The sequence below is a fragment of the Paenibacillus sp. JT22N1 genome (assembly GCF_059692155.1).
Genome location: NZ_JCAUAW010000011.1, coordinates 31,730 through 56,870, shown reverse-complemented (window position 1 = coordinate 56,870; position 25,141 = coordinate 31,730). Strand labels below are relative to the sequence as shown.

28 protein-coding genes are annotated in these 25,141 nt (G+C 42.3%); 5 read left to right on the top strand and 23 right to left on the bottom strand.

Annotation, left to right across the window (positions count from 1 at the left end; all coding sequences use genetic code 11):
• Window positions 1-132 precede the first annotated feature (132 nt).
• Both AC58UU_RS21065 and tdh read right to left on the bottom strand, forming a co-directional pair.
• Window positions 133-1,308 carry a glycine C-acetyltransferase gene (locus AC58UU_RS21065; protein WP_497318954.1) on the bottom strand — a complete coding sequence of 392 codons (1,176 nt, stop codon included), beginning with the start codon at window positions 1,306-1,308 and terminating at the stop codon, window positions 133-135.
• A 107-nt stretch (window positions 1,309-1,415) separates the two neighbouring features.
• Complete coding sequence (gene tdh, locus AC58UU_RS21060) at window positions 1,416-2,456, bottom strand: L-threonine 3-dehydrogenase (RefSeq protein ID WP_497318659.1); 1,041 nt, start codon at window positions 2,454-2,456, stop codon at window positions 1,416-1,418.
• A gap of 138 nt (window positions 2,457-2,594) precedes the next feature.
• Here tdh and AC58UU_RS21055 point away from each other — a divergent pair, with 138 nt between their 5' ends.
• A complete protein-coding gene (locus tag AC58UU_RS21055; RefSeq protein WP_497318658.1) occupies window positions 2,595-3,155 on the top strand; it encodes a helix-turn-helix domain-containing protein in 561 nt (186 codons plus the stop codon).
• Window positions 3,156-3,234: 79 nt separating this feature from the next.
• On the opposite strand, the gene AC58UU_RS21050 is transcribed toward AC58UU_RS21055, so the two are convergent.
• The 7 genes from AC58UU_RS21050 to AC58UU_RS21020 form a co-directional block, all read right to left on the bottom strand.
• Entirely contained in the window at window positions 3,235-4,497 is a 1,263-nt protein-coding gene (locus AC58UU_RS21050; protein ID WP_497318657.1) for a Gfo/Idh/MocA family protein, read from the bottom strand.
• Between the two features lie 27 nt (window positions 4,498-4,524).
• Window positions 4,525-5,364 (bottom strand): carbohydrate ABC transporter permease, encoded by an 840-nt coding sequence (locus AC58UU_RS21045; RefSeq protein ID WP_497318656.1) that lies wholly within the window; start codon window positions 5,362-5,364, stop codon window positions 4,525-4,527.
• Window positions 5,365-5,377: 13 nt separating this feature from the next.
• A complete protein-coding gene (locus tag AC58UU_RS21040; RefSeq protein ID WP_497318655.1) occupies window positions 5,378-6,262 on the bottom strand; it encodes a carbohydrate ABC transporter permease in 885 nt (294 codons plus the stop codon).
• An 81-nt stretch (window positions 6,263-6,343) separates the two neighbouring features.
• Window positions 6,344-7,657 carry an ABC transporter substrate-binding protein gene (locus tag AC58UU_RS21035; protein WP_497318654.1) on the bottom strand — a complete coding sequence of 438 codons (1,314 nt, stop codon included), beginning with the start codon at window positions 7,655-7,657 and terminating at the stop codon, window positions 6,344-6,346.
• Window positions 7,658-7,799: 142 nt separating this feature from the next.
• Window positions 7,800-8,846, bottom strand: a complete 1,047-nt coding sequence (locus tag AC58UU_RS21030; RefSeq protein ID WP_497318653.1) for a LacI family DNA-binding transcriptional regulator — start codon at window positions 8,844-8,846, stop codon at window positions 7,800-7,802.
• A 192-nt stretch (window positions 8,847-9,038) separates the two neighbouring features.
• A complete protein-coding gene (locus AC58UU_RS21025) occupies window positions 9,039-9,944 on the bottom strand; it encodes an S-layer homology domain-containing protein (protein ID WP_497318652.1) in 906 nt (301 codons plus the stop codon).
• Between the two features lie 110 nt (window positions 9,945-10,054).
• Complete coding sequence (locus tag AC58UU_RS21020; protein WP_497318651.1) at window positions 10,055-10,645, bottom strand: hypothetical protein; 591 nt, start codon at window positions 10,643-10,645, stop codon at window positions 10,055-10,057.
• Window positions 10,646-10,750: 105 nt separating this feature from the next.
• On the opposite strand from AC58UU_RS21020, the gene AC58UU_RS21015 reads away from it, so the two are divergent.
• A complete protein-coding gene (locus tag AC58UU_RS21015; RefSeq protein ID WP_497318650.1) occupies window positions 10,751-11,371 on the top strand; it encodes a TerC family protein in 621 nt (206 codons plus the stop codon).
• 13 nt (window positions 11,372-11,384) lie between these two features.
• On the opposite strand, the gene AC58UU_RS21010 is transcribed toward AC58UU_RS21015, so the two are convergent.
• Window positions 11,385-11,915, bottom strand: coding sequence for a hypothetical protein (locus AC58UU_RS21010; protein ID WP_497318649.1), 531 nt, complete (start codon window positions 11,913-11,915; stop codon window positions 11,385-11,387).
• A gap of 37 nt (window positions 11,916-11,952) precedes the next feature.
• Window positions 11,953-13,503: an SAM-dependent methyltransferase gene (locus AC58UU_RS21005; RefSeq protein ID WP_497318648.1), complete on the bottom strand. Its 1,551-nt coding sequence runs from the start codon at window positions 13,501-13,503 to the stop codon at window positions 11,953-11,955.
• 166 nt (window positions 13,504-13,669) lie between these two features.
• On the opposite strand from AC58UU_RS21005, the gene AC58UU_RS21000 reads away from it, so the two are divergent.
• Entirely contained in the window at window positions 13,670-14,557 is an 888-nt protein-coding gene (locus AC58UU_RS21000; protein ID WP_497318647.1) for an alpha/beta fold hydrolase, read from the top strand.
• On the opposite strand, the gene AC58UU_RS20995 is transcribed toward AC58UU_RS21000, so the two are convergent.
• The 6 genes from AC58UU_RS20995 to AC58UU_RS20970 all read right to left on the bottom strand — a co-directional run bounded on the left by AC58UU_RS20995 (window position 14,554) and on the right by AC58UU_RS20970 (window position 18,746).
• Complete coding sequence (locus AC58UU_RS20995) at window positions 14,554-14,712, bottom strand: aspartyl-phosphate phosphatase Spo0E family protein (RefSeq protein ID WP_497318646.1); 159 nt, start codon at window positions 14,710-14,712, stop codon at window positions 14,554-14,556. The genes AC58UU_RS21000 and AC58UU_RS20995 overlap by 4 nt on opposite strands.
• 127 nt (window positions 14,713-14,839) lie before the next feature.
• Window positions 14,840-16,210 carry a PDZ domain-containing protein gene (locus tag AC58UU_RS20990; RefSeq protein ID WP_497318645.1) on the bottom strand — a complete coding sequence of 457 codons (1,371 nt, stop codon included), beginning with the start codon at window positions 16,208-16,210 and terminating at the stop codon, window positions 14,840-14,842.
• 156 nt (window positions 16,211-16,366) lie between these two features.
• Window positions 16,367-17,128 carry a phosphoribosylformimino-5-aminoimidazole carboxamide ribotide isomerase gene (gene hisA / locus AC58UU_RS20985; RefSeq protein WP_497318644.1) on the bottom strand — a complete coding sequence of 254 codons (762 nt, stop codon included), beginning with the start codon at window positions 17,126-17,128 and terminating at the stop codon, window positions 16,367-16,369.
• Window positions 17,129-17,788: 660 nt separating this feature from the next.
• A complete protein-coding gene (locus AC58UU_RS20980) occupies window positions 17,789-18,262 on the bottom strand; it encodes a hypothetical protein (protein ID WP_497318643.1) in 474 nt (157 codons plus the stop codon).
• Window positions 18,263-18,277: 15 nt separating this feature from the next.
• Window positions 18,278-18,586 (bottom strand): hypothetical protein, encoded by a 309-nt coding sequence (locus tag AC58UU_RS20975; RefSeq protein WP_029198301.1) that lies wholly within the window; start codon window positions 18,584-18,586, stop codon window positions 18,278-18,280.
• Window positions 18,540-18,746: a hypothetical protein gene (locus AC58UU_RS20970; protein ID WP_497318642.1), complete on the bottom strand. Its 207-nt coding sequence runs from the start codon at window positions 18,744-18,746 to the stop codon at window positions 18,540-18,542. The genes AC58UU_RS20975 and AC58UU_RS20970 overlap by 47 nt, the downstream gene beginning before the upstream one ends.
• A gap of 135 nt (window positions 18,747-18,881) precedes the next feature.
• On the opposite strand from AC58UU_RS20970, the gene AC58UU_RS20965 reads away from it, so the two are divergent.
• Complete coding sequence (locus tag AC58UU_RS20965; RefSeq protein WP_171645487.1) at window positions 18,882-19,181, top strand: hypothetical protein; 300 nt, start codon at window positions 18,882-18,884, stop codon at window positions 19,179-19,181.
• A gap of 18 nt (window positions 19,182-19,199) precedes the next feature.
• Here AC58UU_RS20965 and AC58UU_RS20960 read toward each other — a convergent pair whose 3' ends face one another.
• Window positions 19,200-19,712 carry a DUF6886 family protein gene (locus AC58UU_RS20960; protein WP_497318641.1) on the bottom strand — a complete coding sequence of 171 codons (513 nt, stop codon included), beginning with the start codon at window positions 19,710-19,712 and terminating at the stop codon, window positions 19,200-19,202.
• 139 nt (window positions 19,713-19,851) lie between these two features.
• Here AC58UU_RS20960 and AC58UU_RS20955 point away from each other — a divergent pair, with 139 nt between their 5' ends.
• Window positions 19,852-20,520 carry a phosphatase PAP2 family protein gene (locus tag AC58UU_RS20955; RefSeq protein ID WP_497318640.1) on the top strand — a complete coding sequence of 223 codons (669 nt, stop codon included), beginning with the start codon at window positions 19,852-19,854 and terminating at the stop codon, window positions 20,518-20,520.
• Window positions 20,521-20,551: 31 nt separating this feature from the next.
• Here the strand turns inward: AC58UU_RS20955 and AC58UU_RS20950 are convergent, their stop codons facing one another.
• The 5 genes from AC58UU_RS20950 to AC58UU_RS20930 all read right to left on the bottom strand — a co-directional run bounded on the left by AC58UU_RS20950 (window position 20,552) and on the right by AC58UU_RS20930 (window position 25,086).
• Entirely contained in the window at window positions 20,552-20,743 is a 192-nt protein-coding gene (locus AC58UU_RS20950) for a hypothetical protein (protein ID WP_497318639.1), read from the bottom strand.
• A 156-nt stretch (window positions 20,744-20,899) separates the two neighbouring features.
• Window positions 20,900-21,976 (bottom strand): YheC/YheD family protein, encoded by a 1,077-nt coding sequence (locus AC58UU_RS20945; RefSeq protein ID WP_497318638.1) that lies wholly within the window; start codon window positions 21,974-21,976, stop codon window positions 20,900-20,902.
• A gap of 91 nt (window positions 21,977-22,067) precedes the next feature.
• A complete protein-coding gene (locus tag AC58UU_RS20940) occupies window positions 22,068-22,586 on the bottom strand; it encodes a GNAT family N-acetyltransferase (RefSeq protein ID WP_497318637.1) in 519 nt (172 codons plus the stop codon).
• A gap of 4 nt (window positions 22,587-22,590) precedes the next feature.
• Window positions 22,591-23,022: an NUDIX domain-containing protein gene (locus AC58UU_RS20935; RefSeq protein ID WP_497318636.1), complete on the bottom strand. Its 432-nt coding sequence runs from the start codon at window positions 23,020-23,022 to the stop codon at window positions 22,591-22,593.
• Between the two features lie 138 nt (window positions 23,023-23,160).
• On the bottom strand, window positions 23,161-25,086 hold the full coding sequence (locus AC58UU_RS20930; protein WP_497318635.1) for a DUF2334 domain-containing protein: 1,926 nt from the start codon (window positions 25,084-25,086) through the stop codon (window positions 23,161-23,163).
• Window positions 25,087-25,141: the final 55 nt, after the last annotated feature.

Below are 25,141 nucleotides of genomic sequence, written 5' to 3'. Positions count from 1 at the left end.
TATCCTATGTGAGAGATTAAGAGTCGGACATATCCAAATGGTATGGTTCCAAAAGCACAAAAAAAGTGCTGCCACCCTTGTTCAAAGGTTGTCAGCACTTTTTACTTTTTACTTTTTACTTTTTACTTTTTACTAGATCAATCCGAACTCCTGACCGACCTTCTGCAATCTATCTAAGGCAAAAGATAAGTCTTCCTTTGTATGCTGAGCCGTTACAATAAGCCGTACTCGGTCCTTATCCATGGCAACCGTCGGATAGATGATTCCTTGGGCGAACACGCCTTCTTCCAGCAAACGATCCGAAAAGCGCATGGTTTGTGCTGGATCGCCTATTATGATCGGAATGATAGGAGTTTCACTTGCGCCCGTATCAAAGCCTAACTGCTGTAAAGATGCTCGGAATCCATTCGCGTTGTCCCAGAGCTTTGTTACTAAATCCGTGCTTTCCTTAAGCACTTGAATAGCGGCCAAGCACGTTGCTGCGATCGCAGGCGGTTGAGAGGTACTGAACAGAAATGGCCGTGCCGTATGAATCAAATGCTCTTTCAAGAGCTGGGCACCGGCAACATAGCCACCTACGGCTCCGATTGCTTTGGATAAGGTGCCTATTTGGATATGCACTCTTCCATGAAGACCGAAATGGTCTGTCGAACCTTTACCGTTCGTTCCAAGCACTCCGCTCGCGTGGGCATCATCCACATACACAATAGCGTCATAGGCTTCTGCTAGTTGAACAATGTCAGGAAGCGGCGCGATATCGCCATCCATACTGAATACACCATCTGTCACAACTACGCGTTTACGATGCTTTTGCGTTTCTTTCAAAATGGCTTCAAGCTGATTCATGTCCTTGTGAGCGAAAATTTTGCGGCTCGCCTTCGTTAAGCGAATGCCATCAATAATACTCGCGTGATTCAGCTCATCGCTAATCACCACATCGTCCGGTCCAAGAACAGCTGACAATGCGCCTTGATTCGTTGTAAAACCGGACTGAAACACAAGGGCCGCCTCAGTGCCTTTAAACTTGGCTAGCTCGATCTCCAGTTCCTCGTGTATATCGAGAGTTCCCGTAATCGTTCGCACAGAACCGCTGCCAACCCCATACTTCTCGATAGCTGCGATCGCAGCTTCCTTAAGCTTCGGATGATGGGTCAAGCCCAAATAATTATTGGAAGACATCTGAAGAACTTTCTTACCATTTAGGTACATCCAGGAGTCAGAACCGCTTTCCCATACTTTAATGGAGCGGTATCTTCCTTCTCGCTTCCACCCTTCGATATCCGCTGCCAAATCATTCAAATAGTTCATGTGAACCTCCTCAGAGTTTTGCGGAGCAAAACTTAATTCGTAAGCACCCGCTTTGGAGTTTTGCGGAGCAAAACTTACTTCGTAAGCATCCGCTTTGGAGTTTTGCGTTAGTGTGTAAATACTATTTTGCCGCATTGACCTTGATTCATTAACCGGAAGGCTTCCTCATACTGATCTAATGTAAATCTATGTGTGATAACCGCTGCCAAATCAATTCGCTTCTGGTTTAGCAATCCCTTCATTTGATACCAAGTTTCGTACATCTTTCGCCCAGTAATCCCTTCAACGCGCAGCCCTTTAAAAATAATTTGATTCGTAAGGTCCAGGCTCACCTCTTTGGTTGGAATGCCGAGTAAGGACACTCTGCCCGCGTTGGCCGCAGCTTCAAAGCCGTCTACGATAGCCTGAGGATTACCGGACATTTCAAGAACAACATCAACGCCTTCTCCATCCGTCATTTCTCGGAGAGCTTTGGATATACGCGTTTCCATGGCGTTAATCGTAAAATCCGCACCCATTTTTTGAGCGAGCTCCAAACGGTTAGGGTTAATATCCGCGGCATAAATAGCTCCTGCTCCGCAAGCCTTTGCTACTTGAATGGCCAATAAGCCAATCGGGCCCACACCAATAATGGCAACTGACTTTCCTACAATGTCGCCAGACAGAACCGTTTGCACTGCATTACCAAGTGGGTCCTGCAAGCAAGCGATTTCAAACGGAAGATCAGGAGCATTATGAATAATGTTGCTTGCCTTCACAACGGCATAATCGGCAAAGCAGCCAGGTGCCGTAATCCCGAAGCTTATGGTATTCGGGCAAACATGCGCATTTCCCGTCCGGCATGCTTTACAAGTACCACATACCATGTGGCCTTCCGCAGAAACATAGTCACCGATTGTTACACCCTTGACCCGTTCTCCGACTTCCACAACAATGCCTGCGAATTCATGACCAAAGACATTCGGCGTTACAACGGTTTTGTCTGCCCAGGCATCCCAATTGTAAATATGTAAATCTGTTCCGCAAATTGATGTTGCTTTAATGCTGACAAGAACCTCATCGGCTCCGCAAGTCGGAATAGGAACTTCTTTCAGTATGGCACCAGGTCCTCTGTGCTCTTTAACCAGTCCAATCATGGTAGCGCCCATTATCGTTCCCCCAAGTTTAGTTTAATATAATGCACAAACGTGCGTTTTACTATCTATATATACCATATTATACAAACGTATGTTATATTGTAAATAGGCAATTTGACAAAACGGAAAATAAATATTGGAGGACCTGAAATGAACGAACCGATTCATAAAATGGTGGGTCGAAAGCTTTTAAGCATTCGCAAAACAAGAGGACTAAGCTTAGATCAAGTCGCTGATCTGACTGGTGTCAGCAAAGCGATGTTGGGGCAAATTGAACGAGGAGATTCGAATCCGACGATTTCCGTACTTTGGAAAATTGTGAGCGGCTTACAAATTTCGTTTACAAGTCTAATCGAAGATACCGAACCGAAGATCACGGTTGTCCGCGCAGCCGGGCTTTCTCCATTTGAAGAGGAAGATGGACAGTATCGCGCATTCCCGCTCTTCCCTTTTCACCCTCAAAAGAGCTTTGAAATTTATACGGTCGAAATGGATCGTGACTGCAGCCATGCCTCCGAACCTCATAATGAGGGCGTTGAAGAATACATTCTCATGGTAGAAGGAAGTCTGGATCTAACCATTTCCCAAGAAAGCTATACACTCAAAGCTGGCGATGCCATTCACTTCACAGCAGATCGGCCCCATACGTATACGAATACATCTAACGCTAAAGCCGTCTATAAAACCTTAATTTACTATCCTCCTTCTTAACTTAAAGAGCTATTGTCCACCTATATCTATTAAAGAACGCAAGCAGCCTAATACCAAGGCCGCTTGCGTTCTTTTCTCATTATGCCTTGACTAATGTCTTGTAGAATTGCTCGATTTCAATCGGCTTTCCGCCATTCACACGCGATTCCTCAGCAGCAAACGCCATCAGATGGCTTCGCACAGAAGCAGCCGCGGATGATTCACTTTCTCCCCCTGCGTATCCACGAACCTCGCGAAGAAAACTGCGCACTATGCCCACATCGCCGCCGCTATGCCCTTCTTCGGATGCATGGACATGAATCGCATTCTGCTCATTCGTCACAAAATCAGTTACAGTGAATGTATGCTCTTCCATGTTTCCTCTGATTTCACCCTTCGTTCCCATGACTTGCACAATGCGCGTATTATCCCGCGTAAACCCGCACATGCTGAACATCGCGGTAGCCCCGCTGGCAAATTCCATATTCACTACCTGGTGGTCAACGACATTGTTATCGCTGCGGTACACGCATTTGCCGTATGGCGTTGTGCGCAGCGCCTCAAGTATGCCCTCTAAGCTAGTATCTGTTGTGAACTTCGCTGCCCAGTTCTTTCCGGTACCCAAATAATATTTGGGCGCAAAGTATTGACAGCTGGCTTCCGCCGGACAGCCGTCGAGACAACGTGCAGGCGCGCCTTCTGGTGCGTTCTCCGCATTAAAATGCATAAGTGATCCGAATGAACTCACACGCTCGCAAGGCTCGCCCATGATATACGATAAAATATCCATATCGTGGCACGATTTAGCCAAGATCATCGGACTCGAAGTGTCCGAGTTATTCCAGTTGCCGCGTACAAAGCTGTGCGCCATATGCATATTGCCGACATTCTCATTGAGTTGAATGGATACAATTTGTCCAATCTTTCCTTCATCGATGACACGTTTCATCGCTGTCCAGAACGCCGTATAACGCAGTACATGGCATATCGTCAGCAAGCGATTATGCTTTTTAGCCATACGCTCCATTTCGACGCATTCTTCTGGACTTGGAGACATCGGTTTTTCGAGAAGGACGTGATAACCAAGCTCAAGCGCCTTCAATGTCGGTTCATAATGCATCTGATCCTGCGTACAAATGATGGCGATATCCGCCAGCTTCGGCTGGGCCAAAAGCTCTTCCCAATCCGCATGGGCATGCTCCTGTGGAATTCGGTGAGCAGCAATAAAAGCTGCCCTCCTTTCCTGATCCGGCTCCGCTACTGCGACAATATCAAGCTCGTGAGGATAATTAAGCGCGTAAGGCGAATAAGCTTGGGCACCGCGATTGCCGGCTCCCAGTAGAATGGCTGTAACTTTTTGCATAGTTGGTCTCTCTCCTTATGATGTCTGTTAGGACTTACTGCCTGTAAAAGCAATTCCTTGAATAAATGAGCGTTGGAAAATAAAGAAGATAATAATCATAGGCAAAATGGCCATCATAGAGCCTGCCATAATAATTGTATAATTCGTTTTATGCTCGCCTTGGAGGAACGCAATGCCCGCAGACAGCACCATTTTGTCTGGTGAGCTGTTGACGATGAGCGGCCACATCAGATCGTTCCACGACCACAGCATGGTGAAAATGGCGAGGGCGATCATCCCCGATTTTGCCAATGGCAGCATGATCTGCCAATAAATACGAAATTGATTGCAGCCATCGAGCTTAGCTGCTTCTTCCAGCTCGTGCGGCAGTGTCATGAAAAATTGGCGCAGTAGAAATGTGCCGAAAGCACTGAATAAACCTGGAACAATGAGTGCTGTAAGCGAGTTGAGCCACCCTAAGTCTTTCATAATCATATACTGCGGAATGAGAAATACTTGACCCGGCACCATAAGTACGGACAGCATCAGAATGAAAAAGAAATGACGCCCCGGAAAGCTAATTCGGGCAAACGCATAAGCAGCTAGTGAGCAAATGATTAATTGGCCGATTACTTTTATTACCGTTGTAATAAATGTATTCCAGTAAAAAGTGAAAAATGGCAAGTTCAAAAATACCTTCGTGTAATTGCTCCATTGAAACGTTTTAGGAAGTAGAACTGGAGGTATCGCTGTTGACTCTCCTAACGTTTTCACCGAAGTAAGAAACATCCAGATGAAGGGAGTTACCATGATGACAGCACCTAGGATAAGAATAAGATGAATGAACCCGGTCTGAACCGATTTTCGTTGATGGAATTTGGTGTTCATACAGCTGCCCCCCTCATTCGTAGTGAACCCATTTCTTCTGAATTTTCATTTGAATATACGTAATTATCATAATAATGGTAAACAGCAGGACAGCGATTGATGACGCGTAGCCCTTGTTATTTTTCAAGAAGCCGTATTTATAATATAAGAACACAATCGACTGCGTAGATTCCATGACGATATCGCCTACCATCATATATATGAAGTCGAATACCTGAAAGGCGCCAATCAGTGAAGTGACCAGTACGAAAAAAATGGTTGGCGTCAAGAGAGGTATCGTAATACGCATAAATTTGGTTACAGGCCCCGCACCGTCAATGGATGCGGCTTCATAGTAGGAAGCTGAGATACCTTGAAGTCCAGAAAGAAATATAATCATGTGGCTGCCAATGGAACACCATATAGCAACAATAATAATCGATAATAACGCCGTGCGATTATCCGTCAACCAGTGTGGACCAGGAATTGACAATAAACCAAGTAAGTAATTGATCAAACCGAAATCAGAGTTGTACAGCCATTTCCAGACCATTGCGATCGCGGCCGGCATGGTTACGACCGGAAGAAAATACATTGTACGGTATATGGACAACCCTTTGACCTGTTGATTTAGCAGAACAGCCAGCAGGATGGACAGGATGATCCCGATCGGCACTGCTAGGATGATATATATGCTTGTATTCCGGATAGCTTGAAGTAGTTCTTTATCCGTAAACAGCATCTTGTAATTCGCCAAGCCAGTCCAGGTGTATTTGCCAAAAGCCCCCCATTCCGTAAAGGAAAAATAAAAGGTTTGGAATACAGGCCAAATATAAAATACCAGTAAGCCAAGCATGAGTGGCATAATCATGATATATGCCCACTTCCAATCAGATAAACGCTTCGAGCTGAATCGCATGTTTACTCACTCTCCTATGAGTGGAATTGGGGAAGGAGATCCGTTTGGGAACGTTGCTTTCCGAAACGGATCCCCTGAGCCTTATTTTTCTGCTGCTAATGCTTGGTTCATCTTAGCTCCGAGCTCTTTGGCCGCATCAGCTACCGGTTTATCTCCCGTCCATGCATTTTTCAAAATTTCTGTTTCGTAAGTATTCCAAACCGAAGTATTTTTGGATACAGGGTACGGAGTTGCATACTCTGCCATATCAATGAAAGCTTTTGCTTTATATTGAGGGAATGTAGCTAACCAAGAAGTCTCGCTGCCCTTGTACGCCGGAATCGCTCCACCTTGTTTCGCAGCAATTTCAGCCGCTTCCTTGGAGCCAAGGAATTTAACGAATTCCCATGCTTCTTTCGGATGTTTGGAGTTGGCGGATATCACATGACCCAGACCGTGAATGACAACACCTTGCTTTTTCCCTTTTGGCAGCACGGCTACGTCTGCCTTGTTTTTCATATCGGCGTTTTGATTGATGGTAAACGCTGCCCAAGAACCATCAAAATACATAGCAAGTTTGCCTGAGGTGAACATATCTGCTGGTGCAGTTTCCGTCATCTGAGCTAGCGTCGGAGATACTTTATGCACTTGAATCAGATCCGTCAAAAACTTCAAACCTTCAATTGCTTCCGGTTGATCAAAGCCTGATTTCTTATGATCTTCCGAAATGACATAGCCGCCAGCCTGAAGAATAGTGTTATAGAAATCCTCCTGATTCATCATTGGAGCCGCGAAGCCATATATGCCTTTAGCAGGGTCTGTTAATTTCTTAGCTGCTTCCGTTAACTTGCTCCAATCCCACGTGCCGTCAGGATAAGGAATCCCTTTATCATCGAACAGCTTTTTGTTGTACCATAAGCCAATCGTGTCAAAGTCTTTAGGAATTCCATAATTTTTGCCGCCCAGACTATAGAGCGAAACCAGCGAGGTTGGATATTTGGTGAGATCTAACTGGTCGGTCTTGATCGTCTCTGTCAAATCCTTCAACATGCCGTTACCTGCATACTTGACGAAATTAGGACCATTCATCCAAAGTACGTCAGGCATTGTCCCGCCTTGAGCTGCCGTTTCTAGTTTGGTGAAATATTGTTTATACGGCGTATTCTCCGCTTTTACTTCAATATTCGGGTGACTCGCTTGGAACGCTTTGATGACATCGGTCATCGTATCCATACTCCAGCCGCCATACGTAATTGTCACTTTTTCAGCAGATGCTGTGGCCGCAGCCTTTCCATCGGTTTTGGGAGCATCTGTGGATGTAGAGTTAGATGAACCAGAATTACCGCAAGCGCTTACAACAACCATTGCCGACATGAGCGTTGTGATGAGAACAACCTTTTTTGTATTGTTGACCATTTCGCTATCACCCTTTTTTCATTTTTTTATGATCGAACATGCAAATCGTACATACGCCGAAAACTTATTTCACCCCCCTTCAATTCGCCCAATATATTTGGCGCCAAATTCTGGATAACGTTATCCAGACAACCAAAAAAAATTAGTTTCTGGTAAATACAGATGATTGTCTCACAATAAGTCGATGTGGAAGCAGCACTTTGGAAAGCTGCGGTTGCTCACCATTCAGCATATCCAACAAGGTGGAAGCTGCTGTTGTGCCTATTTCGACTTTTGGTACATGAACCGACGATAACGGCGGTGTTGTATATTGGGCAAAATCAATATTATCCATCGAGATGAAAGCAATATCCTCTGGAATACGCAATTGGTTCTCAATGACAGCTCGCATAGCAGGAATCGCTAATTGGTCACTCGCCGAAAAAATCGCCGTAGGTCGTTCCAGCTCTGTTCGCTTCAAGCGCTCCATGATACTCTCATAACTGCGGTCGATTTCCCATCGGGTGTCTATCACCCATTCTTTGTTTAAAGGAATACCCGCATCATACATGGCAAATTTAAAGCCCTGAAATCTCTCTTCGCTGTTTAATTCACTTGTATGACCTGGCCCGCCCACAAAACCAATCGATTGGTGCCCTTGCGAAATGAGGTGATCGACAGCTGACTTCGCGGCGTGAATACGATCGTAATCAACCATGGTAATTTCCGTACCATTCGTACAAATACCTATCAGTGCTAGATCATCCACTTTTAGCAAATAGTCAACGATCTCGCGCCCTACTTCGCCAACGATAATAATGCCATCGACTTGTATGTCATGTACGCAACGATGCAGCAGCGCTTCGTCTTTGAGTTCATCTGATGTATGCATGAAACCCAAAGAATAACCGGATTCCAATATTTTCTTGGTAAACGCAGTAATGATTGGCGAGTAATAAGGGTGATCGTCGTTCAGACGAGCCGTTTGAATGATGCAGCCAATTTGCTTCGTCTGCTTTTTCTCTACCTTTTGTTTGTTTACAAGGTGACGTGCCGATTCATTAGGTGTGTAATTCAATTGACGAACAGCCTCCCAAACCTTGGCCTTCGTCTCCGGGTTGATGTGCCTGCTGGTATCATTTCTCACCACACGTGAGGCTGTTGAAATGGAAACTCCGACTAAATCTGCAATATCTTTGAGAGTAGGCAATTCATACAGCTCCTTCTATCTAAACCTTATATCCAACTTTTGCCCAAACGTTATCCTGATGTTTGGGGCAAACGCTTTCTTACAGAATAGTTCATCTCTTTATGAGTTGTCAATACGTTTGATACCTTAACACACAAAAAAGTGCTGACACCTTTTTTGAAAGGTTGCAGCACTTTTTTACATGCTAGATATTTATTTCGAAGGAGCAGGTTCAGCTGTTACCTTATACTTGGATGAAATATAAGTGACAGTTTTCGCTTCGGTAATCACCTGGGCATACATCATGTCAGGTTTCGGGTCGAGCAATGTATACGTAATGACAGCCTGACCATCTTCGTTAAACTGAATCGCATTAACTTCAATACCGTAACCTGAGTTAGGTTTATCTCCTCTGGACAGTGTTACCTTGTTAACATCATCATTTACTTTCTCAACCTTTACCGCTACTTCTTCAGTAGGAGCCGGTTTTTGAATATTAGCTTCCATTACGCGGATAGCATTATAGAGCCAACTTGCTGCTTCACCCCGCGTGAGCTCACTTTTAGGATTAAACTTACCGTCCTTATCAAGGGCAGTAATTTTGTAAAGCAGTAATCTCTGTAAAGTGCCCTGATAATCAAGCGTAATTTGATCCTCATCCTTGATCATGATGAACATTTTGACCAGCGGGAAATTGCCTTTCTTTTCTAACGCACGAACTAATAAGTCCCCAAATTGTTCGCGAGTAATCGTCGCATTCGGGTTCACATCCTTAGGAATCTGCAATCCGTGATAATGCGCAATGATAAAAGCGTCCGCATACCAGGCATCATTGGAGATGTTCGAATACATGTCCGTTGCTTCCGGCTGTTTCTTGAAACGCATTAAATCTAAGTTCAGGTCCAAGCCTTTTACAATCATTTGCACGCTCTGTGCATAACTAATTTTCCCTTTAGGAACAAAGTGCTCCTGATCGATCCCACTTACGACACCGCGGTCTTTTAAGGCTAGAATGGATTCTGCTTGTCCGTCATCTAAATCAGAAAAAGCAAAAGCTGAACCGAACGTCAAACTACTGCACAATAAGGTTGTTAACGTTAAAGCGGCTATTTTTTTCATCAGCTCTGTCTCCTTTGGGCATGTTTTTGTATAACCCGTTTCTGAGTTACTTACATAACGTTGAGCAGTCAAATTATGTTGCAGATGATTTTACAATTAAAAAAAAGACTTTACTTCCGCTCCATGACCGATATTAATTCTTGTTTAAAGCGGTCATCTAAACGATCATTACCAATAAAATTCAGCATCAACTGTTTATTTATACGATTCCCTTTAAGATAGTTTAATAAGAGATCTGCTTTATACTTCCTACCCATCATTTGATAGGCAACACACCATATTTCAGGGTGACTGACTTGGACACCATGCCATATTGCGGCATTTTCAATGGGAAACTTCACTGTTCCTTTGGTGTTTTGCAATGCGAAGGAGCCAATAAAATCAATATGTAAAGAGGGAACATGGATGCGAAACTCACTTGCATATGGAAAGTCTCCACTTTTAAGTTCCATCCATGGTAAATCGTCTAAAACCTCAATCAGTTTATCTTTTGGGCATTCCACAACAATATCCCAATCATTAACTTTATCGATGAGACCCAAATAATACAGCAAACCGCTCCCACCAAGGGAATATTGAATTTGACTTTGATTGAGCTTTTTGGCTATTTCATGTAGGTCTTTAATATTCATTTGAGAATTCTCATTTCTATCTGTAGTTTTAGTTATATTCGTGAACTCTAATTGGTTTCCTTTATCCATCTCATCTCCTTATGAAGTATTTGGTTTATTTTGGTAGTAGACACATATAATGATCTTAGCATCCGACGGACAGGCTTGAGTTATTTACATGAGAGGACAACCATTATGCAGGATTGGTTCATTATCTTCATGTACAATTTATTCACGAATATCGATAACGCGATTATGATACAACTTACCCTTCATAAATATAATCTCAGAGGTAGAATCACATTTTATCTTTTTATGCTCCTCTGCTTGTTTCGTATTCTATATATTGCATGTGTACAATCGATGTCAGATGTGCCATACATCAATGTTGCAACGGCCCTCATTATGTTCTTCTTTGCTATTCGGATGGTCATGCCTAAGAAAATGATGAGAAGACATTTTACCTATCTGTTCATCTTCAGCAGTGTTGCAGCTTTAGATTTAATCATGAGTATTGATAGTATCTTGCTGACAGCAAGGCTATCAGATAACTTATTATTCATCGCTATGGGTGTATTGCCGGCTTTATGTCTCATCTTTTTATTTTCCTCTAAAATGGAAGAATTCATTACAAAAATGCCCTGGATTGAAGTTGCCATCGCCGGCTTATTAGCCCAGTTAGCAGTCTTACAGTTAAAAAAAGAACCAGACATCCTGCACTTGCTGCAAGAGGAATGGTTCGATTTAATGGCCATCACCGCCATGTGCGTGATCTGCAGTGTGGGTTGGTTCAATCTTTGGAGGAAGACGTATTAACATCCCTTTTATCTTATTCACGAACATTTCTAATCTCGTCCATGCTTTTTTTAGCCCTGCTGTTAAGCGATTTCTTGTCTTTTAGGTTATATTGATACAGCTCATGTCCTGGGTCAATTATCAATGGTTTTGACATAATATCTTCTAGAATCTTATAGGTAAGTTGATAGGCCGTATACCTTATTTCTCTAGAAACTACCTTCTTTGAGGATTTGATTATCTCCATTAGTTTTTCGGCGTACATAAGCTTAACGATACTATCGGCTCCCATAATATGGCGCGAAGCAAAGGCAATCACATTGTCAAGAATTCGTGAATCCTGATAATATTTTGCTAGTGATTCTAAGTTTGTAATCGCATCCCAGTCTCTTATCGATAGTTGATTCGTGTAGTTATCAATCCATTCGTTGTACCAGTCAATTTCGATTTGACCTTCTATTTCGTATGTTTTATATTCTTCGAAAACACCCTCACGATGCATTTGAAAAAAATGCCCTCGATACAAATCGAATAATTCTTTGGCTCTCAGCCGCTGCTCCTCCAAAAAAACTCACCACTTTTATTATATATTCTTTGCAAAATCACAATGATGGAAACAGCGTCATAAGCGCTAAAGCACCTTCATGTTCTGGTGATAATTCTATGGTATTAAAAGCAAATTCCCTAGCAGCAGCATCTTCACCGACTTCGTAATAGCAAATGGCCATCTCATAAAGCACCGAAGCGTCATTTCTGTACTCATTGTTGGTCCGTTCGTAGAATAGCAAAGCATCTTTGTACATATCCATTTGATACAATATCATAGCGCAGTCCAAAGCTAAGTCACGGTTTAATTCCATCGGATAATACCCATCCCACATCAGAAGTATACCTTGTCGAATGTCCGATAATTCTTCTTCATCACACGTAGGAATAAGATTCGAGAGGCGCTTCGCGCTTTGGAGGAACAATTGAGCATCATACCCACCCAAGCGCCAAAAAGCTAAGAGTTGGTTAATTTCCATGAGATCCAAATGCGAATCAAACCATTCTTTGATACTAAAAAAATCATCCGGACCAAAACGCTCGACAAACCGTCGATAGGCTAAGCGTGTAAGACCATAACTGTGCGGATTTGGCACCATAAGCATACAGCCTATGTTCAAATGGTTATAGGGATGTGATGTGAATAAACTCATGGCACCCTTTTGCTCAAAAACATACCCAATGGCATGATAATTGGCTGTCAAGGAAAAGCTTCCATGATGAATCAACTTGGGAGGTTCGTTATATTCCCAGTTCTCAATTCGGTGGTCACCTTTATCCGCAGTGAGCAGGAGAAATCCCTCTTGCGAGAGCAGACCAAGTCGTTCCAAACATTGCAGGCCAACGGCCGGGAAGAGGATATGGGAATCCTCCAGCATCTGCGAATACAGCCCTACAACCTCGCGATAAGGGTATGATTCCTGTTCATATTCAACAGCTCTTCGATAATGATACTCGGGAATGACGTTCTTCAGCATATCCGCAGCACTACGTTCGGCATCACCTTCTGGGAAATGCAAAGAAACCATGCATTCATAAATTTTATTTTCATCTACATAAATCAGTTCTTGCGGAATACTGTCAAAAAAGTAATTCGCAATAACCAGCAGAGGCTGCTGTAAGTCACCCGTTCTAATTCGATCACCAGATTGCGTCAAATGAAGCTCGGTACCCAGCTCAGCATCAAATTGTGCAAAGTCCAGAACCCCTTGTTCCACAAAGGGAAGTAAGCTGCGGTGCTGCTGCCAAAAGGCGATATTCTTGAACGCCAGATCACTCATCACATATCGAAACGGTGGAAGTACTATACCTGAATAATCCCTCAGCTCACATAGTTCCTTTACGATATGATAGGCTAACCTGCCCGAACCCGCTCCAAGCTCCAGTATCGTCACCGGTTCCAACGTGTAACCAAGCCTCGCTCTATCTTGAAGAAATCCAAATACGATCTCGGCATAGGCAACCGCAATACTTGGGTTACTGGTTATGTATTGTGGAACCTCTTCACTCTGCCATGCACCAATTCCCTGCTCTTCATAATAAGTTCGCTGAAGCTCCCATATGGGTGCTTCACTGAAACGATAAATCTTCTGATCCCTATGTGTCATCGACTTGAACCTACTTTACTCCATTATATGAAAAAACAACTCCCATCTTACCATAAAGTACCTCCTAATCAAAAATAGAGTCCAGTTCGGACGTCATTTTGCTTTGTTGTGGCAAATGGGCCTTCTGGGCATACACTAAGGCATAAACTTCGAGAGGAAGACCTAAATGACTTATAATTATGAAAACCTGCCGCAACCACTCCAGTCTTGGACGTTTCAGCAGCCTAACCAACCCCCAGTTCACCATCCCGCATGGCCTTACATCGCTCAGGCTCCTTGGGCTCAGGATTTAGAACATGATTTCCGTGAAAGAGATCAGCCACTCACTTTTGTTCTGATTCACGGCTCATGGGCAGATGCAAGCTTTTGGGCAGGGATTGCTGCTGAATTACGCAAAAAAGGCCATACCGTCTATGTTCCTGAATACCCAGGACATGGCGCTGACCCTAACAAGGCTGCTACACATGTGATGATGACAAAGTCCATCGCCGATTACGTAACATCTCACAATTTAAAGAATATTATTTTGGTTGGACATAGCTTTGGAGGCAGTTTAGTTCAAAAAGTAGCAGAACTTATTCCCGATCGTCTGAAAAGACTCGTATTCATGAACGCATTTGTAATTAAAGATGGTGGGTCGCTTGCCGATGAGTTTCCTCACTCTATGAAAGCCATGTTCAAGCAGCTCGTAGAAAGCTCAAAGGACAATACAGTATTGCTTCCGTTTCCTCTTTTCAGAGAATCCTTTGCCAATCTAGCAAGTTATGCGCAAGCTCAACAGCTCTATAAAAAAGTCACACCTGAACCTGCCGGGCCCTTATTTGAAAAGTTTGACTTGAAGAAATTTTACAGCCTGCAAGTACCCAAAAGCTATGTCCATCTGATGGAAGACACTGCTATACCACTTGGCAATCCAGATTATGGCTGGCATCCGCATATGTCAAGCCGATTGGGTTTATATCGATTTATTCAAGCACATGGTGACCATATGTCAACAGCGCAATTCGATCCTAAACTTATTGCACGAAAGATTTATGAAGGGTCTAGAGACTAACAAGCTATAAGTAGTTGATAAGTATTTAATAATTCGTCCAACTCACCAGATAATCGCAATATGAACTCGGAGCGCAGCTCGTACATGTTTCCCGCATGGTTAAGCTCATCTCTTTTAGCTTCTATTTTCTTTTCTATTTCAATTAACGAGTCCATTGTGCATGACCTCCAATGAGTAGTCTATTATTTATATATTTTATACAAATATTGTTAAGAAAATATGTGCATGGCTAAGTAAACTATGAAAAAGCGCTGTTGTCGAAGTGACAACGTGCGCTTTTGGCTAAGAGCAAGTTGACTGACTTTTTTGCTTAGGATTATTACGCAACCAATTCAACATATCGTCAATCGTATGCACTGGTACAATAAGCAGCCCGGGCGCTCCTCGTCTTGCTTCTGACTCATTTAGAGATGGAACGAAGAATACATCGGCATCTGTTCTGCTGACGCTATAGGCTTTTTGCTCTACGCCTCCAACAGGACCGATCGAACCATCGGGCTCCATGGTACCCGTGGCTGCAACACGATTGCCATAAGTAACACCGCAAGGTGTAAGCTGATCAATCAATGTTAGTGCCAGCACTGCCCCATGCGAGGGTCCTCCCTCATGCAGTAAATAGTTATGATATTTCACCGGAATTGGAATATCATATTGCATCTCATTCGCAACTTGAATGCCGAAGGCAGCACGACTTGGGTCATCCGGATTTGCTCGAGTCTGAACCGAAAGACTTACTTGCTGTCCGCCGCGCAGCACCAACACCTTCACCTGATCCCCGGGCTTGGTCAATTTCATGCGGGCTGTCAGCTCTTGAATCGTTGTAACGCTATAATCATTTACTTCCTCGATCACATCGCTTAGCTGCAAGATGCCAGTGCCAGGGCTATCTTTCAGGATAGCCGTGATACGAACACCGTGCGAGGTGATTCCCTTGCCTTTACCTACTTTCTGAAAAGCAATAGCACTTCCCGCGGCGTTCGCATCCGCCTTCATCGTACGTACTTCTTGGTTGTACTCTCCCAAAGACATTCCAAGATTCTTCGGTTCAAATACATACTTAGCAAAAAGCTTCGCATATAGCCAATCGATCGGAAATGCTGGCCGCTCAAAGACGAGTACACCAGAAATTTCTCCATGAACATTTCCCTCATTTGCCTGTGCGTAACGATTCATATTTAAGGTCAATCCTGGGTAAGTGACCATAGAATTCGTCGGCCAGAACATCACAAGCATTAGTAACAAAGTGGAAATAAACAAAGTTATACTCTGAACAGGCATCTTACGACGCATCCGTTCATGGAAAAATAAATCTATAAACACTAGTAACCAAGTTATTAGAAAAATACTCACCGAAATTTCAATCTTTTTCGGAATTGTGAGGAGGATGATTACACTCGCCAAGGAAGCAACGATTACCGCGACACTTCGAACGCGACCCCAGGCATTTCCTTGCGAGAACATATGCCATAGTGCACCAGCCATCCAAAGAAAAGGAATCAAGGCAAGAGCATAGATCAGTAGATCAATCGCATCTATCCAATAAATCCTTGTACCCAATCGCAAGGGATCTGGCAGCCAAATTAATTCCCCAGTTACAGCTAATATCAGAGCCAAAACCATACCCAAGTAATAAAGTGTTTGCCAGCGTGCCATCCCTCAAACATCCCCTATTTCACCGAATCGTAAATGTACGCCATACATTAACGCACAGCTTTAATAATAACGTTTAATCCTAAGAACAACAATTGGAGTCGATTATCTAATTAAAAATAGCAGATACCATAATCATAAGGTATCTGCTGCTTTTAACTAAGTTATTTCGTTCATATATTTCACAACTTCATCATAAGAGAGCTTGCCTCCGAAAATATCTAAGGCACTCCCAATGGTAATATCAAGCTTTCCGCTGGATAACTCATTGAATAACTCAATATCCGCGAATGATCTTGCCCCTCCAGCGTAGGTAGTAGGAATTACAACCCAATCTGCCAACGTACTGACCAGGCTTTGCTGAATCCCGCTTTGTTTGCCCTCTACATCAACAGCGTGAATCAGAAACTCATCACAATATTGTTCTAGAAACCGAATATTTTCTTTATTCAATTCAAAGTTACTCAATTGCTTCCACTGGTTTGTAGCTACGAACCATTTACCATCTTTCTCTTTACAGCTGAGATCTATGACTAAATTGTTTTTTCCAACCTCAGCTACGATTTGTTTCAGATTGTCCATATTAAGTTGCCCGTCGCGGAAAATATAGGAGGTCACAACGACGTGTGAGGCACCTTGCTCAAGATAATAGCTAGCATTCTCCGCATGAATACCACCGCCAATTTGCAAACCGCCGGAATACTCACGTAGCGCGTTCACGGCTTCATCCTTATTCCCGTCACCTAGCATGATGACATGTCCTCCAAGTAGATGATCCCTTTTGAACATCGCGGCATAATAGGTTGAGTCATAAGAGGAAACAAAATTTTCAATGATTTCCTTACCATCCGTACTTAATGTCTCACCTACGATTTGTTTAACTTTACCGTTGTGTAAATCGATACAAGGCCTAAATTTCACGAAAATACCCCCACTAGAATCAATTGCTGCTAGATCAATTTTCCATCAATTATAGCACAAATAGCCCTCTAATGTTGCTCACAAAGTCACCTCCATGTTATCGTTATATGGTTAATACTTCCAATCCCGCTTGGAGCTGATCAAATGAACCTATCCGATAGAACCTACAAGAATTTTCTTCCGCACTCCTTAAAACTAATTGTCTTGTTTATTAGCTTGTACGGGTTAACTTTTGCGTTAGCAGCCCTATCCTTCCCTATTTTTTCGAGTGTTCCCTATGACAGATCTATCACGAAGTCAGGCTTATACTATGGACTTCTCTTTTCCGTTGCACCTTATTTTTCAATAGGATATTGGGTTCGGAATCAGCATTACACGGGCAAAATCTTCGCCTCGTTCTCCCTACTTTTCATTTTATTCATCGAAAAAATTGTTTTCATTTATATACTCGGAATTCTTGACACTCTTCCATCATCCGGTCATAACTTGTTATTACAGAGCGGATATGTTTTAGCTTGTGAAGAACTTCCTTTCTACTGTCATCCGATGATCTACCTTGTATTCGGAACACTTTTAGCAGCAGCTTCCTATTTGACAGCATTCCTCATGAAAGAAAACCCCATCCGTAGATGAGGTTTTCTTAATTTATATCTATAAGATCTACTTTTTAGTGAATCCTTCTTCTTCCAGATACTCTTGGACCTCTTCATAGGTTTCAAAAGCGCAGTCTAGATTGCTGCCAGCATAGATATACCATAAATCTTCAACGAAAGTAACGACCAAGAGATGGCCGTCTTCATCTATCCAATGCTCTTCTTGTTGTTCTGTATCGATCTTTGGAAGCTTCTTGGATGTCTTACCCGTTAAAGAATGAATCGACTTCTCGATAATGTCGCGCAGCTCTTCCGCGCTGAAATCACGGATATTAATTAGCCCTTTATTGTCCGTCGCATATCCTTTGATATATTCAGCGTACACAAATCCATTTCCGTTTGGGTGCAGGTGATAAACAACGGTCTTCTTATCATAAGCACTATCTTCATAATGAAAATTGATCCGTCCAAGTGATACATTTTTCCGCTCTAACTCGGGAAAAGATTCCACGATAGCTAATTTTTCTTCTAAACTAAGCATACAAGCCTCCGTAATTTACTCAATAACCTGGATTTTAAACACGTTCTCCAATTTTCCATCGGATCTTTTTTTCAAAGGCACTTTAATGTCTCTTCCGAGTTCTTTGAAAAAAGTTTCAACATCACACTGTACATTGGAAAGGATAACTTTGAATGAACCGTCTTCGACAATGTTCTGATTAGCTTCTGCAAGGACCTTAACATCTACCGCGTATTTCTTCGTTAACGTGTTGATGTATCGGCTGAAAATTTCAATTAATTCCTCATTGTTAAAATTTTCAATAACCAGTTTTCCCTTGTTCGTAAAATTTAAATGAACGTTCACTTTTAAATGTCCCCTTTTCCTTTAAACCTTTTATTTTCTTGTGGGTAAAAACATGCTGACCGTCTGGTTCTTCCTCATTGAAAAGGATCCAATCCCTTGTTGGCATCGTTGGCTTTACATCGATCAAATAATGCTTCTCTTCTATTTTACTTGTTTTCATGGGTATGAAGCAATACAAAAGCCAAATTCATTTTTAAAAATAAAAAGAAGCAGGTCATTCCCTGCCTCTTCTTGTCTTATATTGTATAATTATAACACACTTTTATGAATTCTAAGCAAAAAGGATGGAATCTCAATGGCCTTTGGCATAAAAAGAGAAGAACTTCAACAATGGAAGGCTGCCGTTAGCCGCGGCGAGATTGCCTTTTTGACTCATTACTGGCTGGATAAACGCTTTGTTGGCATTCGAACCGTCACGAAGGTAGGCTGTTCAGATTTGGATCGGCTATCCAAATGGTGCGTATCCCATGGACTGAACCCGCAATATATTCACTATAGTCCTTCCTATCCGCACTTCGACCTCTTTGGCCCCATGCAAAAGCGAATATTAGAACTCGAGAATAAATGGGAGCAGATCGAGAGATTCAAACTTTAATAAATTTACAACTACTTATTACCGCTTCGCATGTTCAAATCGATGAATACCAAAATCAGTGAGCGTTGAAGCAAGAATGGCTTCTCGGAGTTTATTTAATCTCGGTGTAAATCTCACTTCAATATTTAATGCCAATAATTGATCTAATAAATGACTAATGGGTTGCATTTCAAGAGGTCTGACCGTTTTGTGAGAAATGAAGTAACCTGCGGTTTCGTCAAACCGTTCAAAACCTTCCCTTGTAAATGTATACCGATACATGGTTGTCTGACTGATCTGTGAATACCAATCGTTCTCCATCACCATGACCGTGTCAGAGGAACTTACTCCAAAAAATGTTCGCTCATCCTCTTCACTCATCGTTGCTGACCTCTTGTAAACAATGCGCGGACAATTCCGTGGAACGTAAAAAGTAAAGGCATGCTCAGGGTCTATTGCCCATACAACTGGAGGCATATCCGTACGATTTGCCTTTACTCTTGGGATGAATACCTCAATATCGGGTTCATGGCTAAAATGATATAATTCCATCAGATCACCTCTTAATGATCCATAATTCTAGAAGTATGATGAAATACCTTTATATATCATTAAGTCTCGTATACATAAATAAACCTTATGATATACTAAATATTTGTAAACACTAAATTGTAAATTTGGAGAACTTACCATGCTTCCAAAACTTAAGATTACTTTTGTCCTTATTCTTTGTATCCTCTCACTTATATGCTTCTCACTTGTTGCTACCCTCATTCAGGGCCAACAGATCGCGCAATTCGATCACTACATGATTTCTCTCATTCAAGGGATGGAATCGCCTGGACTCACTTTATTCATGAAAGTATTTACTTACATTGGTTCAACCCCGATAGTGGTCATACTTGCCCTCTCTGCCATACTTTTTCTTTATTTTGTTTTGCATCATCGCTTCGAGCTCATTTTCTTTATCTCCATAGTGGCAGGTACAGCTATTATTAATACTCTCCTCAAATTATATTTTGTTCGTCAAAGACCCGACTTACATAGACTTATACAAGAAACTGGCTACAGCTTTCCTAGCGGACATTCCATGGAAGCCTTCGCGCTTTACGCATCTCTTGCCTTTCTACTTTGGCGGCATCTCTCTACGAGAATCGGGAGAAGTATCATCATCATACTCTGTGTCCTTATGATCATCCTAATCGGTATGAGTCGGATTTATCTTGGGGTTCATTACCCTAGTGATGTCATTGGCGGATACTTGGCAAGCGGGGTCTATTTCACATTAGGAGTATGGCTCTTTCAATGGTACAAAGAATATCGAACTTACATTAAGAAAGTAAAGCAAAAAACCTCCTAACCGTACAACATCAGCCGCGGAGGTGAATTGGCTAAGAATCCTTGTTAATTTGCCTCAATCTCGTTTCAAATCGACTTATGAAGTCAATCGTATACTCGCCAATTGTTGTTATTTTTTCACGGACAAGCTCTGGAAATTGTGAATGATGGATATCTAGATCATCATCAAGCTCATTATACCAGGGCAATAAATTCATTTTAATAACTAATACTCGACTTTTCACCTTCGGATTCCACCTTTACAACGCCATATTAAAGTTTATTCGCATCACGTTGTTTGTGTCCTAGTTGAATATGCCAATTATAGTAGTGTTAATCCCCATTTCTTTTATTTCCTATGTAATCGCCCCACAAAAGATAGGGCTAGATTCATTGAAACTTCATCGGTTTAATAGAAACTTAGCATATCGTAACGGTGTCTCATACGTATTATTAAAAGTTTGATGCATTTTCAATTGCTTGAATTCATACCTTTGATCTCTTCCATTCACTTCAATAAGCTTAATACGCCCATAATCGTCAACGCCAACATCCAATCCGACATCTGCTATGGTTGGGATTCGCTCACTCAGGTTTTCAACTATCATCAGAGAAACTTGCTCAACAACAGCCTTCATTCGGTAAGGATCAAAGCCGCTAGCCTGAAACAACTCTTCACATCGCCTTGCTTCTCCACCTTTAGCTAGATTAGTAACATGTCTACCTGATGCAGCAACTTTGCCTGCAATGCCTGTTATCTGCCACTTCCCTTTATCTCCGCGCTGGGCAGAAATCCTTAGATCATACGGTCGACCATGATACGTTGCCAAAGAAATCGCTTGTTGGATGAGATAGCTTTGTGTTCCAACCATTTCATGGATAAAAGCTTGTGTATTCTTTTCACTTAGCATTTTAGGTTCGTTATTACTCCAACAAAGCTGCCAATCCTCGTTTCCCTTCTGAGTGATTTTAATCACCCCTTTACCAATGCTGCTATTCGTTGGTTTAATGTAAAGTGACGAAAATCTTTCCATAGCGTCTACCAATTGTTCTCGTGAGTAAGCCATAGATTCAGGAAGAAACTCCCGAATTGATTTGTTTGTCGTTAGTAACTTGTGAATACGAAGTTTATCGTGGCGATTTTTCCCATTGAATACAATACTTGAATTGGAAAGAAGCGCTAATTTCTTTTGTAAATACGGTGTAAGCGTCATCGCACGGTTATGAGTGACTTTAGGAATAGGCAGCCTAATAAGTCGATACTTTTTATTTTCATAGCATAAACCTAGAGCTGACTTCTCACTAATATGCTGGAGGCACATGTAGAAAGGCGTCATTCCGAGATTTTCAGCAGCTTTATTGTAAAGATCGATTCGTTCATATCCCGTCTGCTGCCTGTGAATGCCTAAATAAGTTCTTCGGTCTAGAAGAATTCCAACCACACTGCGCACGTCATCACCTTCGTCTAATAGGATCATCTTTTACACTGTATGCAGTCTGAGTCCACCTGGTCCAAATAGCTGCAAAAAAGAGCCGCACAATGGCAGCTCTCCGTTTAAACTATTGCTCCTAATAAATGTAAACCATCAATTCTTCATCATAGCCCTGACCCTCATATTCCAAAGCATTTCGTTCAACACCATACGACTCAAAGCCTAATTTGCGGTAGAGCTCAATAGCTGCTCCGTTCGTGGTTACCACGCTAAGGGTCACTTGCTTCAAACCTTCTAATTGTTTCCCTTTACGGATCACTTCTACCATTAATTGTTTCGCAATTCCCTGCCCGCGATGGTTCTCTGATACATATACACCCCAAATAAAGGCTTTATGCTTCAGTTTTAGACTTTGCTCTCGTTTAAATCCTACTGTACCGATAAGCTGACCTTCCGTTGTAAAAGCACCCAATATATAATTACCGCTGTCTTGACCAATTCGTTTCTCCACTTCTTCGATTGGCAGTAAGACCGATTCTTCATAAGCAGCGCCGAATGCAGCAGGGTGTTTTTGCAGTGCCTCAAGCCGCAGCGCCCAATAGCCCTTGGCTTCCTCTACTCGGATATTTCTGATGTCGATTTTATCACTACTCATATATTCACCATCCTATACTTTCAAACCAGAGTCCCTGTTGTTTCTTCTCTAAAGCAAGCCGTATATAGTTAACCATATTGTCTGGAAGCTCCTTCAAATGAAACCACTTCAATTGCTCGCACTTCTCTGGCTCTTTATTCGTAATCTCACCCTGCCAGCAATGTACGTTTAGAAAGAAGTCCACCCATTCCGACGTCGTATTTTTGCGATGCATAACACCGATGATTTCAATATCTGTAGGCTTGATGACAACCCCAGCTTCTTCTTCCGCTTCTCTTATTGCAGCTGCGATGACCTCTTCACCGCCATCCATCCTGCCCGCAACAACGCTCCAATTACCGTCTTGAAACCCTGTATTTTGCCTCTTCAATAATAAAACCTCTTCGTTTCTATAAAACAATACGTGCACGGAGCCATATAAAATAGGTGTTCTCAAAATGATCCTCCTTGATTCGCATATCCTAATAATGTTTCCTTTAAATCCCACTAACGAATAACTAATTTTAACAAATTGCACTTTGTATTGTAAATTATTAAGCAAAAAAAGGAGCCAAATAGCCCCCTCTTTTGCTTCTTATTCATTAACATTCAGACTCTGATAGGACAAAGCAACATCCAATTGGCCATCATCGTTTGGTAACATCGCGATATCAACTTTCCCATTTCCATCGAAATCAGCAACAGTTAAACGTCCATTCACTCGGCCCCATGGACCAAAAACCGAAAGCAGCTTGTATTCATTATCCGTTGTCTGTAGATATACACGGTTCGTTAAATTTTTGGTGTCGGTGCGTAAAATATCTTCCTTGCCATCTCCGTTAAAATCACCGAACTGGACGCCGCCAAGCTCATCAGGAATGTTCAGTGAAACCTTATTCAGCTTCCATTGCATGTTCGCTGTATCCAATTCAAATTCCACACCTTGGGAGGTATTCTCTTTAAACAAAAACAAGCGTTGATTATCCTCATTTCGTAAATTTCTCACAAGTAAATCCCTTGAAGAATTGGACCTGAATGTATATGGCTTAATTTCTTTAACCTTCCCATCATGCATATAAACACCTAGAAGTTGACTTCGATCTTTCGATTGACCGGCAAGGATACAGTCCCCATTAGGCTGACGCAATTCATACAAATCGTACCAACGTTTAGCCGGAATCGTCCAACTTTGTTGTCGTACGAACGAAGTCCCATTTGAAGAATAACTCTCAAGCTTGCCGGAAGGTCGAACGACCCAAAGCCCTTTTTTATTCCGATCATTCATCCCATTAAGTGTAAAAGATGAGCCATCTGCATATGGCAAGGACATCCAAACCTGTGGTACAGGTTGGTTTTCATTGCGTAATCCTGTGTACTGAGCTTGAATGACCGACAGATTAGAGGTCTTTTTATCCCATGTCACAATGTCATCTTGATTCCTGCCTGTAACGTTACCAATTTGTACGAGTGTAGATTTCGTGCTGCCAACCTTCAGACTCACAGATGGTGCAAAGGGTATGTAATCATGAATGGAGTAGAACGGATAACCCTTCAAATGAATTTGTGTGATTAGCCTTTGTAACACACTTTTATTCTCACCAGCGTATTGATATTGCGGTATACCGTCCTTCCATTTCTGTTCACCCCAATCATCCACAACCGGTACGAGATGACTGAACTCCAAAAAAGGATGATAGAAAAAGGAGTTAATTCGCTCTGTTTTCCCCATTTGATTAAGAATAAACTTCTCATCTTTGCCACTTGGTATATACGAAAGAGTTGTCGGTACGAATACATTGCCAAACGACGTATTTCCAAAGCCCTTATTTTGAGCATTCTTATATTGAGCTGCAGGTGGGTTGGAATCGATCGTAACATCTGGTTGATAAAAGAGGCCAAAATAGGAACGAAACACCTTATCCTGTTCGGGCGTTGTATGATAATGCGGCGCTTCCCAGAAATGAGGCGATAAATTCGCAAGGCGAAAACGGCGATAACCTTCCTGCACACGCTGTTCCGCAAAAGCAGTAGTCGCTGTTTCAGGCATATCGATCACATTAAATTCGTTGCCTTGACCTGAGGCTTGATGTCCATCCTCACGATAAACATTGCCTACCTGATGCGTATAACCATGCATGCCGATAGATCCGCCGTGCTCCACAGCGTCGCTCAGAACTCGATCAAAAGCTTGAATATAGTCATTATTCAATTGATCGATAGCACGATCATAACGTGTACCGTCTTGACTTATATTGATCCAACGCGGGACGACCGCCATACTGTAGTGAACATGCTGCTGATGTAGATAATCAAAGACGGCTCTCAGCTTTCCGAGCCCTTCAGGTGTACTATAATAGCCACCAGGACCTATGTCCTCTAACCGAAGCATCATGAATCGCGGATTATTGTCGGCTCCTTCTACGGTAATGATGTGATATAAACCGATGTATAAGCTTAACGAAACGATACCTGCTATCACATACCGCATCCAACTGTTTTTCTGTAATAAGATCCTCAACATGCAAACTCCCCCCAAGGATGCTGGATCATTTTTCTAAACCAAGCGATTCACAAAC

What these genes read in the sequence shown, in the direction of transcription:
- AC58UU_RS21065 (WP_497318954.1), bottom strand. Translation starts at nt 1,308, where the DNA reads ATGAACTATTTGAATGATTTGGCAGCGGATATCGAAGGGTGGAAGCGA.
- tdh (WP_497318659.1), bottom strand. Translation starts at nt 2,456, where the DNA reads ATGGGCGCTACCATGATTGGACTGGTTAAAGAGCACAGAGGACCTGGT.
- AC58UU_RS21055 (WP_497318658.1), top strand. Translation starts at nt 2,595, where the DNA reads ATGAACGAACCGATTCATAAAATGGTGGGTCGAAAGCTTTTAAGCATT.
- AC58UU_RS21050 (WP_497318657.1), bottom strand. Translation starts at nt 4,497, where the DNA reads ATGCAAAAAGTTACAGCCATTCTACTGGGAGCCGGCAATCGCGGTGCC.
- AC58UU_RS21045 (WP_497318656.1), bottom strand. Translation starts at nt 5,364, where the DNA reads ATGAACACCAAATTCCATCAACGAAAATCGGTTCAGACCGGGTTCATT.
- AC58UU_RS21040 (WP_497318655.1), bottom strand. Translation starts at nt 6,262, where the DNA reads ATGCGATTCAGCTCGAAGCGTTTATCTGATTGGAAGTGGGCATATATC.
- AC58UU_RS21035 (WP_497318654.1), bottom strand. Translation starts at nt 7,657, where the DNA reads ATGGTCAACAATACAAAAAAGGTTGTTCTCATCACAACGCTCATGTCG.
- AC58UU_RS21025 (WP_497318652.1), bottom strand. Translation starts at nt 9,944, where the DNA reads ATGAAAAAAATAGCCGCTTTAACGTTAACAACCTTATTGTGCAGTAGT.
- AC58UU_RS21020 (WP_497318651.1), bottom strand. Translation starts at nt 10,645, where the DNA reads ATGGATAAAGGAAACCAATTAGAGTTCACGAATATAACTAAAACTACA.
- AC58UU_RS21015 (WP_497318650.1), top strand. Translation starts at nt 10,751, where the DNA reads ATGCAGGATTGGTTCATTATCTTCATGTACAATTTATTCACGAATATC.
- AC58UU_RS21005 (WP_497318648.1), bottom strand. Translation starts at nt 13,503, where the DNA reads ATGACACATAGGGATCAGAAGATTTATCGTTTCAGTGAAGCACCCATA.
- AC58UU_RS21000 (WP_497318647.1), top strand. Translation starts at nt 13,670, where the DNA reads ATGACTTATAATTATGAAAACCTGCCGCAACCACTCCAGTCTTGGACG.
- AC58UU_RS20995 (WP_497318646.1), bottom strand. Translation starts at nt 14,712, where the DNA reads ATGGACTCGTTAATTGAAATAGAAAAGAAAATAGAAGCTAAAAGAGAT.
- AC58UU_RS20990 (WP_497318645.1), bottom strand. Translation starts at nt 16,210, where the DNA reads ATGGCACGCTGGCAAACACTTTATTACTTGGGTATGGTTTTGGCTCTG.
- AC58UU_RS20980 (WP_497318643.1), bottom strand. Translation starts at nt 18,262, where the DNA reads ATGCTTAGTTTAGAAGAAAAATTAGCTATCGTGGAATCTTTTCCCGAG.
- AC58UU_RS20970 (WP_497318642.1), bottom strand. Translation starts at nt 18,746, where the DNA reads ATGAAAACAAGTAAAATAGAAGAGAAGCATTATTTGATCGATGTAAAG.
- AC58UU_RS20965 (WP_171645487.1), top strand. Translation starts at nt 18,882, where the DNA reads ATGGCCTTTGGCATAAAAAGAGAAGAACTTCAACAATGGAAGGCTGCC.
- AC58UU_RS20960 (WP_497318641.1), bottom strand. Translation starts at nt 19,712, where the DNA reads ATGGAATTATATCATTTTAGCCATGAACCCGATATTGAGGTATTCATC.
- AC58UU_RS20955 (WP_497318640.1), top strand. Translation starts at nt 19,852, where the DNA reads ATGCTTCCAAAACTTAAGATTACTTTTGTCCTTATTCTTTGTATCCTC.
- AC58UU_RS20945 (WP_497318638.1), bottom strand. Translation starts at nt 21,976, where the DNA reads ATGATCCTATTAGACGAAGGTGATGACGTGCGCAGTGTGGTTGGAATT.
- AC58UU_RS20940 (WP_497318637.1), bottom strand. Translation starts at nt 22,586, where the DNA reads ATGAGTAGTGATAAAATCGACATCAGAAATATCCGAGTAGAGGAAGCC.
- AC58UU_RS20930 (WP_497318635.1), bottom strand. Translation starts at nt 25,086, where the DNA reads ATGTTGAGGATCTTATTACAGAAAAACAGTTGGATGCGGTATGTGATA.